Genomic DNA, 1,555 nt, shown 5'->3' with positions numbered 1-1,555 from the left:
CCCCGCCACAGGGCCGAGGCCCAGTCCTTCATGGGGTCGCCCAGGTGGGACTGCTCCCAGTCGGTGAGGGCCACCACCCGGTCGTCCCGGTAGATGAAGTTGCCCACGCCCACGTCGCCCCAGACTAGGGAGACCCGCTCGACCTCGGTGGGCACGTTCCGCTTCAGCCAGGAGAACAGCGCCTCCACCACGGGCATGGGCTCGGGGTCGGCGGCGCGGTAGGCCCGCTCGTAGTGGTCCAGCTCCAGCAGGGCGCAGTCCTCGGGCCGCTCGGGCACCGCCATGAACTCGCCCAGTCCGGCGGCGCGCCAGTCCAGGGTGTGCACGGCGGCCATCCGCTCGGCCAGGTGGCGGCCGATGCGGCGGCGCGCCTCCTCGTTGCCGGGGGCGAACAGCCTGCCCGCCGACGCCGAGCCGGGCACCGTGCGGCGCACGTAGAAGGGGGCGCGCCCGATCAGGGACTCGTCCGTCTCGTACCACAGCGCCTCGGCGACCGGCACCTCGGTGGGGGTGAGCGCGGCGAAGACGCGGTACTCCCGCTCCAGGTCGACCGGGACCACCGACCCCTCGGGGTGGTCCACCCGGAACGTCAGCGCGTCGGTGAACGCGGCGGTGCCGCGCGTGCCGGAGACCTCGACGAACCAGGTCTCCCGGGACATGCCGCCGACGTTGCGCCTGAGCTGGGTGACCTCCAGGGAGTCGGCGCCCAGCCGCTCCCGCAGGTAGCGGGCGACGCGGTCGCGGTCGAGGCCGACTGCCTCGCGGTTCGCGGCGCTCATGAGGCCACCGGCCGGAACGACATGAACAGCGGCTCCACCAGGGGTCTGGTCCGGTCGACCTGACGTCGTACCAATCTGTACACCTCGTCTCTCATCTCCTCCACCGCGGGGTGGGCGCCCTCCGCCTCGTCCAGCCACCGCATCACCGCGACGACCACCCCGCGCAGCTCCTCGTTGCGGGCCGTGGCGTCCTGCTGCCCGTCCCCGGCGGTGCGCGCGGCGCCGACCAGCTCGGCCAGCTCCTCCCAGCGGGGGGAGGCCGCCCCGGAGTCCTGTCCGGCCAGTGCGGCGGCGCGGGAGCCCAGGTCGGCCAGGACGGCGAGCATGTCGGCGTCGTCGGCGGCCAGCGCGTCCTGCTCGTGGGCCAGGCGCAGCTTCAGGTGCTGCAGGACGAGGTCCATCGCGGTGCCGACGTAGCGGGCCCAGCGGTCCTCGACCTTGGGCAGCAGGGTCTCGTTGAGGGAGAGGCGGAGACTGTCCAGCAGCTCCTCCGGTGACGGTCGCACGGGGCACCCCTTCCGGCTGGGAACACAACGCCTTGCTGTGAAGCTAACGTAAAAGGTAAACCTCTGCCATGGTCTCTTGTTTTACTTCTTACGTCAATGGTCAGATAAGTACATGGAGCAGACGACAGCAGCAGGCCGCGGCCGGACGGTCCCGAGCGGCTGGGCCAAGACCATCTCCCACTTCCGCCCCGCCTCCGTCGTGACGGCCGAGCAGGCCGACCGCTACTACCTGCGGGTGCACACCCGTTTCGCCCGCCACTTCCTGCGCGG

The 1,555-nt window shown here is 71.8% G+C and carries 2 protein-coding genes; both read right to left on the bottom strand.

Features of this window, described 5'->3' with window-relative positions; all coding sequences use genetic code 11:
• Positions 1-779: phosphotransferase family protein (locus AC529_RS09595; protein WP_068755702.1), on the bottom strand; the 779-nt coding region annotated here is incomplete at its 3' end.
• Entirely contained in the window at positions 776-1,285 is a 510-nt protein-coding gene (locus AC529_RS09590) for a hypothetical protein (RefSeq protein WP_068755700.1), read from the bottom strand. The genes AC529_RS09595 and AC529_RS09590, both read right to left, overlap by 4 nt.
• Positions 1,286-1,555 lie beyond the last annotated feature (270 nt).

This window comes from Thermobifida cellulosilytica TB100, from assembly GCF_001517975.1.
In the GTDB taxonomy this organism is placed as follows: domain Bacteria; phylum Actinomycetota; class Actinomycetes; order Streptosporangiales; family Streptosporangiaceae; genus Thermobifida; species Thermobifida cellulosilytica.
Note: the sequence above shows the minus strand (reverse complement) of the source record. Positions and strands in the feature narration are given on the sequence as shown.